Origin of the sequence: Micromonospora sp. NPDC049580 (assembly GCF_040675595.1) — a bacterium.
In the GTDB taxonomy this organism is placed as follows: Bacteria; Actinomycetota; Actinomycetes; order Mycobacteriales; family Micromonosporaceae; genus Micromonospora.
Map to the genome: position 1 here is coordinate 1 of NZ_JBFAPG010000311.1, position 7,704 is coordinate 7,704.

Below are 7,704 nucleotides of genomic sequence, written 5' to 3' on the forward strand. Positions count from 1 at the left end.
GGAGAACGTGATCCGCCGGGTGGAGAACAAGTCCCTCCGGCCCGCCTCCGCAGCGGGATCAGGAGCTGCTGGCCTTCTCGGCCTCCTTGACCGCCTCCGCCCAGGCGGCGTCGGACCGGAGGGACTTGTTCTCCACCCGGCGGATCACGTTCTCCACCGCGACCCGGGTCGGGCCGTTCTTCCTGCCCAGGTACTGCGGGGTCAGGCCCTGCGCCATCTTCGGGAAGATCTGCCCGACCGGCGCGTTGGTGAAGAACGGGTTCTTGAACTCGGCGATGGCCGGGTCGCTGTAGAGGGCCGGCTGCGAGGGCAGGTTGCCGACCTTCTTGAAGATCTCGATCTGCTGCTCCGGCTGGACCAGCCACTCGACCAGCTTGTACGCCTCGTCGACGTGCTTGCCCTGCTTGGGGACGGTCAGGAACGAGCCGCCCCAGTTGCCGCCACCGCCGGGCACCGCGGCGATGTCCCACTTGCCCTGGGTGCCGGGGGCGGTGTCCTTGATGTGGCCGAGCATCCACGCGGGGCAGGCGAGGACGGCGAAGGCGCCGCTGGTGAAGCCCTTGTCCCAGTCGGCCTGGAAGCTGACCAGGTTGGCCGAGAGCCCGGCGTCGATGGCCTTGGTGGTGTAGTCGAACGCGACCTTCGGGCCCTGCTCCATCTGGAGCTGGTCCTGCTCGTTGTAGAAGCCGACGGGCTGCTGGCCGAGGATCGGGTTGAACAGGTTGGTGCCGGCGTCGATGAACTTCTTCCTGGTCTTTCCGGTGTACTGCTGGCCGACCTCGATGAACCTGTCCCAGGTGGGCCAGAGGGCGGATACCTGGTCGCGGTCGGTGGGCAGGCCGGCGGCCTTGAACAGGTCGGTGCGGTAGCACATGGCCAGGCCGCCGGTATCGGTGCCGAGGCCGATCTGGGTCTTGCCGTCGGCCGACAGCGACTGCTTCCACTTCCAGGGCAGGTACTTGCTCTCGTACGAACCGGCACCCTTGTCGAGCAGGTTGACGAACTTGTCCGACTGGCCGCGGAACTGGACCATGAAGCCCTCGTCGATGGCCGCGATGTCCGGTGCGCCGGAGCCGGCGACGAGCTTCTTCTGCAGGTCCTCGTGCTGGGCGTTGTACTCGCCGGAGTTGAGCTGGATCTTGACGTTGGGGTTGGCGGCCTCGTACTTCGTCTTGAGGTCCTGAAGGCCGAAGTCACCCCAGAAGTTGATTTTCAGGGTGACCTGCCCGTCGGCCGCGTCGGATTCCTGCCCGCTCCTGCCGCTGCACGCGGCGACCAGGGCGAGGCCGACGGCACCTGCGGCGACCGTGCGGGCCCACCGGGTCCAGGACCGTTTCATGTCATCCCTCCGAAGGTGTGGAAACGCTCCCGACATCGAGAGACGTTGACTGAACCGGATAAGTTCCGTCACCGTACGGTCCGGTTCCAGGAGTGTCAACGGGTGGTGAACCGCGACGAGCGTGGATGCGCAATGCGGCGTGTGGGAGCGCGATCATGCGTGGTGGAGCGCGTTCTCCCACAGTTTCCGGCGGGCTCGGGACAGCCCAGCGCCCTCCCGCACGGGTACGCTGAACCGGGCAAGCTTCCGCCGGCCGCAGCCGTTTCGGGACGATGCGCGGTCGCCGTCGGTCGCCGACGCCGGCTGCGCTAGGTTGAGGCCGCCAACGGGGGCCACGGGCCGGCCCCGGCCGTGGCAGTCAGCCGACCCCCGACCCGGGGCGAGAGTGGAGGAGCACGCCGGTGAAGCGGCCGACAATCGCCGACGTCGCCCGTCGCGCGGGCGTGTCCAAGGGTGCCGTGTCGTACGCGCTGAACGGACAGCCCGGGGTGTCGGAGGCCACCCGGCAGCGCATCCTCGCCATCGCGACCGAGATCGGATTCAGCCCGAGCAGCGCCGCGCGGGCGCTCTCCGCCGCCACCGCCGGCGCCGTCGGTCTGGCCCTGTGCCGGCCGGCCCGGACGCTGGGCGTCGAGCCGTTCTTCATGGCGCTGATCAGTGGCGTGGAGGCCGAACTCTCGGCCCGCTCGTACGCGCTGACCCTGCAGGTGGTGGCCGACCACGACGCCGAGATCGCGGTGTACCGGCGCTGGTGGGGCGAGCGCCGGGTGGACGGGGTGCTCGTCTGCGACCTGCACACCGACGACCGCCGCATCGCCGCCCTGCAACAGCTCCAACTGCCGGCCGTGGTGATCGGCGGGCCGGGCGGCACCGGCGAGCTGGCCAGCCTCTGGTCCGATGACGCGGTCGCGCTGACCGAGGCGGTGGAGTATCTGGTGGCGCTCGGCCACCGCCGCATCGCCCGCGTCGGCGGCCTGCCCGACCTGCGACACACCGAGATCCGTACCGACGCCTTCGCGGCGGTGTGCCAGCGCCTCGGCCTGGCCGAGGCGGTCACCGTCTTCTCCGACTACAGCGGCGAGGAGGGTGGGCGGGTCACCCGCCGACTCCTCAGCTCCGCCGCGCGGCCCACGGCGGTCATCTACGACAACGACGTGATGGCCGTCGCCGGGCTCTCGGTCGCCCAGGAGATGGGCCTCACCGTGCCGGACGACCTGTCCATCGTGGCCTGGGACGACTCGCCACTGTGCCGGCTGGTGCACCCGCCCCTGACGGCGCTGGGCCGCGACATCCCCGCGTACGGCGCGCACGCCGCCCGCCACCTGCTCGCCGTCATCGGGGGGCAGCCGGCGACGCGCGTGCAGGACGAGAGCCCCCAGCTGACCCCGCGCGGCAGCACGGCGCCGCCACGCGGGAAGTGAACCGGTTCAGTGACTCAGCGGGAAGCCGAGGGGAACTCCTCGAAGTACGCCTCGACCCGTTCGGCGGTGGCCGGACGGGCCAGCGCGAAGCCCTGCCCGTAGCGGCAGCCGGCCCGACGCGCCCCCTCGACCTGGGTCGGTGACTCCAACTCCTCGGCGACGATCTCCACACCCAACCGCTCGCCCACGCTGACCACCACGTCGATCAGCGGCGGCTGCCCCGCCGGCTGCGCCCCCACCAGCTCGGGGCCCACCTTCAGCAGGTCGATCGGCAGGCGGCGCAGCTGCGCCAGGGACGCATGCTCGGCCCGGAAGTCGTCAAGCGCGGTGCGGACGCCCAGCGACCGGAGCCCCGCCAGCCGGGCCACCACTGTCGACAGGTCAGCGCCGATCCTCGGCTCGGCCACCTCCACCACCAGCCGCTCCGGCGACACCCCGTACGCGGCCAGCACCGCGGCGGTGCGCTGCACGAAGTCGGGGACGGTCAGCTCCCGGGTGGTCACGTTGACCGCCATCCACAGCTCACGGGGGCCCGCCGACCAGTCGGCCAACTGCCGGCAGGCCCGGTCCAGCACCCACCACTCGAACTCGCCGACCAGATCCAGATCCTCGGCGACCGGCAGCAACTCGGCCGGAAGCACAGTGCCCAGCACCGGGCTGCGCCAGCGCAGAAGCGCCTCGGCGCCCACCGGCTGCCGGTCGGTCAGGTCGAGCACCGGCTGATAGACCAGGTCCAGCTCGCCCCGCGCCACCGCGCCGGGCAGCTCACGTTCCAGGTCGAGCCGGCGCACCAACTGCTCCTCCAGGAACGCGTCGTACCACTCGACCCGGTCCCGGCCGAGCTGCACCGCCCGCCGCCGGGCCAGCTCGGCCTGACGGAGCACGTCGGCCGGTCCGGATCCACTCACCTCGGCCAGCCCGATGCTCGCCTGCACGCGCAGCACCGACCCGGCCGGTTGGTACGGCGGCGTGAGCGCGGTCAGCAGCCGGGTGCCCAGCGCGTACGCCAGCACCGGCCCGGCGCCGGTGACCACCGCGAAGCCGGTGCCGGTGCAGCCGGTCACCAGGTCGTCGGGCCCGACGACCGCGCGGGCCCGCAGGACCGCCTCGGCCAGCACGTCCTCGCGCGCCACCGGGCCGAGCCCGTCCGCGCCGTGCAGCTCCACCAGCAGCAGCGCACCGGCCGGCGCGGGCACGTCGCCGATGGCGGCGAGGGCGTCCAGCAGCGCCGCCCGCTCCCCGGCCGAACCGGACCGGTGGTCGAACGTCGACCAGGCGACACCCGCGTCTGGCCACGCCGCGTCGAGGCCGGTCGTCGCGGCGGCACCACCGTCGGGGGGCCAGGCTTCGTCGACGCCGGAGATGGCGGTCGCGCCCCCGTCGGACGGCCACGGCGCGTCGTCGGGGCACCTGTCGTGCGCGGGCGCACCCTCGGTCGTACCGGGAAAGGGCGGTTGCGCCGACCGGCGGCGCCGGACCGCGTGGTCGGCGCGTCGGCGGTGCGCGGCGTGTCGCTCCCCGGCGCCCGCGTCGCCGCCGCGCAGCAGCTCCCGCAGGACCAGTGGTGGCACCGCCGCCAGGGCGAGCAGCACACTCGTCCGGTCCGGAGTGCGGCCGGATACAACCTGCAGGCCCGCCGCCAGCAGCAGCACCGACGCCGGGAGCACCACCCGTGGCCAGGTCGCGGCGGGCGGGCCGGTCACCGGCTGCGCGCTGGCCGTCGCCACCGCGGACTTCGCGCCGAGTGCGGTCAGCAGCATCCCGAGCACCAGCGGCGGCACCGCCAGCAGCGCCGCCCGGCCCGTCGCGACGGGTGGCAGGACCGTCAGCAGCGCCAGCCCGACCAGAGTGAGCAGGACGCCGCCCCGGCAGATCGCGTCGCCCGAGCGCCGCCCGGACCCGGTGAACGCGCTGAGCGCGGCCATGCCCAGCCCACCGAGCACCAGCGCCGCGACCAGCCGGGCCGGTGCCGGCAGGGTGTCGGAAGGGAGCAGCAACCAGCCGGCGAGGGTCAGAACGAGCGTCGGGCCGGTCGCCTCGACCAGCCCTCGCAGCCGCGCCGCTCGCGACGGCCGAGCCGGAAGCCGAAGCAGCCCGGCCACGGACAGGACCGCCACGGTCAGCGATCCGAGCAGCGCGGCAGCGCGGTGCCCGGCGTCGACCAGCGGCAGCGCGGCGGCGACGCACCCGGCCGCCACCACCGCCGCGTCGAGCAGTACGGCGGCCGCCCGCCACGAGGGGTCGGTGGACGGCGGCTCGCTGGATCGGTGGCTGGCGAGCCGGGACAGTCGTACGCCGGCGAGGGTGGCGCCCGCGCCGCCGGACAACGCGATCACCACCGGGGTCGGGACCAGATCGGCGGCCCCGGCGAGGACGAGCAGCGCCACGGCCGTGGACACGGCGACCTCCGGGGTCGCCCGGCGGGAGACGAGAACATGGAACGGGTACGCGAGGAGCACGGCGGTCGCCTTCGTGAGGGGGCACGGGGCGGTGCGGCGGTGCGGGGCGGCGGACGTTGCGGGTCCGCTGCCCAACAGTGGGGAACGACCGGCGACCAGATTGGTTACGCGTCGGTCACCGGCCTGAAGCAGTGACCCGTGTCACTGTACGGCGTCCGGGGCTCCGTGCGCCGCCCGCCGCGACCCGCGTCGACCAGGGGTGGGATCATCGCAGGGTGAGTACGCCCGACACGGTCCGCTTCCGGTACAACCAAGCCATCCTGGCCGCCGCCGTCATCGCCTTCATCGGCGCCCTGCCGCTGGCCAACGCCCGGGCGTACCTGCTGCCGGTGCTGCTCGTCCCGCTCGCCGTCGGGGTGTGGGCCTGGCGGGCCGGCACCGACGCCGACTCCCGCGAACTGCGCCTGCGGGCGCTGTTCGGGCAACGTCGGATCGACTGGGACCGGGTCGTCGAGCTGGCCACCGACGCGCGCGGGCGGGCCGTCGCACGCCTCGACGACGGCCAGCAGGTCGGTCTGCCGGCGGTCCGCGGCACCGACCTGCCCCGACTGGTCTCCGCCACCGGCCAGACACTGCCGGACGAGGCCGCCGAAACACCCGGCCCGTGAGCCCGGCCCGGACCGCGCGGCCCGGTCAGTAGCCGTCGACCACCGTGTTGATCAGCGGCTGACCGGCGACGAACCGCCGCACCTGGTCGCCGACCAGCCGGTACGCGCGCGGCAGCAGCCCTCGCACCGACCCGGCCACGTGCGGGGTGAGCAGCACGTTCGGCATCGTCCACAGCGGGGAGTCGGCGGGGAGCGGCTCCGGGTCGGTGACGTCCAGCGCGGCCGAGATCCGACCGGTGGCCAGTTCGGCGACGAGCGCCTCGGTACGGGCCACCGGGCCGCGGGCCGCGTTGACGAGCAGCGCCCCGTCGGGCATCGCGGCCAGGAAGTCCTCGTCGATCAGGCCGCGGGTCTGGTCGGTGAGCGGCACCAGCACGACCACCACGTCGGCGCCGGGCAGCAACCGGGGCAGCTCCGCGACGGCGTGCACCCCCTGCTCGGGCCGGGCCGTCCGGGCGACCAGGGTGAAGCTCACCTCGAACGGCGCGAGCCGGTCCCGCACCGCGGTGCCGATCGAGCCGGCCCCGACGATCAGCACCCGCTTGCCGGTCAGCTCGTCGGTCGGCGCGTTGCCGTCGTACGCCCACCGCCGCTGCGCCTGCGCGCGGGCGAAGGCTCCGAAGGCCCGCAGCTGGGCGAGGATCGCGGTGACCACCCACTCGGCGGTGGACGGGTCGTGCACCCCCCGGGCGTCGCAGAGCGTGACCCCCTGCGGCATCCGGCCGACCCAGGCGTCCGCCCCGGCGGAGAGCAGCTGCACCGCCTCCAGGTCGGGGAGCTGGTGCAGCAGCGCGGTCGCATCCGACCCGCTCAGGAACGGCGGTACCCAGAAACGGACGTCGGCCGGGGCGGACGGCAAGCGGTCGGCGGTTTCGGCGACCTCCACCGTCACGTCCGGGGGCAGCTCGCCGACGAGGTTCAGGCCGGCCGGATGCGGGATCCATACCTTCACGTCCGCCGACGATAGCCTCCGGCGCGACGGCCGGTGCGGGCACGGCGGCGATCCGGCGTCACGGGGGATGGCGCGCGGCGGCGGGGCGGGCGAGACTCGGCACACCGATGTTCGGTCCCGGCCATGACGAGGTATAACCAAGGGTCGGAGGGCCGGTCGGCCCCCGCCCCGGCAGACAGGTGCTCGATGACCGACGGCTCCCCCGCCAGCCCGCGACGTTCGACCGCCCCACCCCCGGCGCTCGGCGACGCGGCGCGGCTGCGTGCGCTGGCCGACACGGGCCTGGACGCCGTACCGGACGAGGCGTTCGACCGGTTCGCCCGGCTGGTCAGTGACCTGCTGGAGGTTCCGGTCGCGCTGGTCTCCCTGGTCTCCGCCGACCGGCAGTTCTTCCCGGGCGCGGTGGGTCTGCCGGAGCCGTGGTCGCAGCGGCGGCAGACCCCGTTGAGCCACTCGTTCTGCCAGCACGTGGTGGACATCGAGGTGCCGATGGTGTTGCCGGACGCCCGGCTCTACCCCCGCGTACGCGACAACCTGGCCATCGACGACCTCGGCGTCGTCGCGTACGCCGGGATGCCGTTGACCGACCTCTCCGGCCGGGTGCTCGGCTCGCTGTGCGCCATCGACAACAAGCCCCGGGCGTGGACCGCCGGGCAGCTGCGGACGCTTGCCGACCTCGCCGCCGCCTGCTCGTCGGAGCTGCGACTGCGGATCGCGCTGGACGGCGCGCAGGAGGCGCGTCGGCGGGTCGTCCGGGCGCATGAACGGCTGGAGCTGCTGGCCGGGGTGAGCGAGACGCTCGCCGGCACGCTGGACGTGGGCACGTCGCTGCGCCGGCTCGCCGCCACCATGGTGCCGCTGCTCGCCGACTGGTGCCTGCTCACGCTGGTCGGGCCATCCGGACAGCCCCGGGAGGTGGTCGCGG

6 protein-coding genes are annotated in these 7,704 nt (G+C 73.8%); 3 read left to right on the plus strand and 3 right to left on the minus strand.

The annotated features are described in order from the left end of the window. Positions 1-58 precede the first annotated feature (58 nt). The gene (locus tag AB0J68_RS22220) at positions 59-1,339 is read right to left on the minus strand and encodes an extracellular solute-binding protein (RefSeq protein WP_355067020.1); all 1,281 of its coding nucleotides are present in this window, start codon (positions 1,337-1,339) and stop codon (positions 59-61) included. A gap of 401 nt (positions 1,340-1,740) precedes the next feature. Between AB0J68_RS22220 and AB0J68_RS22225 the strand changes: the two genes are divergently transcribed. After that, a complete protein-coding gene (locus AB0J68_RS22225) occupies positions 1,741-2,760 on the plus strand; it encodes a LacI family DNA-binding transcriptional regulator (protein ID WP_354858684.1) in 1,020 nt (339 codons plus the stop codon). 14 nt (positions 2,761-2,774) lie between these two features. Here AB0J68_RS22225 and AB0J68_RS22230 read toward each other — a convergent pair whose 3' ends face one another. Beyond that, positions 2,775-5,219: a GGDEF domain-containing phosphodiesterase gene (locus tag AB0J68_RS22230; RefSeq protein WP_363940333.1), complete on the minus strand. Its 2,445-nt coding sequence runs from the start codon at positions 5,217-5,219 to the stop codon at positions 2,775-2,777. 215 nt (positions 5,220-5,434) lie between these two features. Between AB0J68_RS22230 and AB0J68_RS22235 the strand changes: the two genes are divergently transcribed. Continuing rightward, entirely contained in the window at positions 5,435-5,827 is a 393-nt protein-coding gene (locus tag AB0J68_RS22235) for a PH domain-containing protein (RefSeq protein WP_363940334.1), read from the plus strand. 25 nt (positions 5,828-5,852) lie between these two features. On the opposite strand, the gene AB0J68_RS22240 is transcribed toward AB0J68_RS22235, so the two are convergent. Next, positions 5,853-6,779 (minus strand): 2-hydroxyacid dehydrogenase, encoded by a 927-nt coding sequence (locus AB0J68_RS22240; protein ID WP_363940336.1) that lies wholly within the window; start codon positions 6,777-6,779, stop codon positions 5,853-5,855. A 186-nt stretch (positions 6,780-6,965) separates the two neighbouring features. Here AB0J68_RS22240 and AB0J68_RS22245 point away from each other — a divergent pair. After that, a partial coding sequence (locus tag AB0J68_RS22245; protein WP_363940338.1) for a GAF domain-containing protein occupies positions 6,966-7,704 on the plus strand: 739 nt, incomplete at its 3' end.

Coding starts and splice junctions, on each gene's coding strand:
- AB0J68_RS22220 (WP_355067020.1), bottom strand. CDS start 1,339: ATGAAACGGTCCTGGACCCGGTGGGCCCGCACGGTCGCCGCAGGTGCC.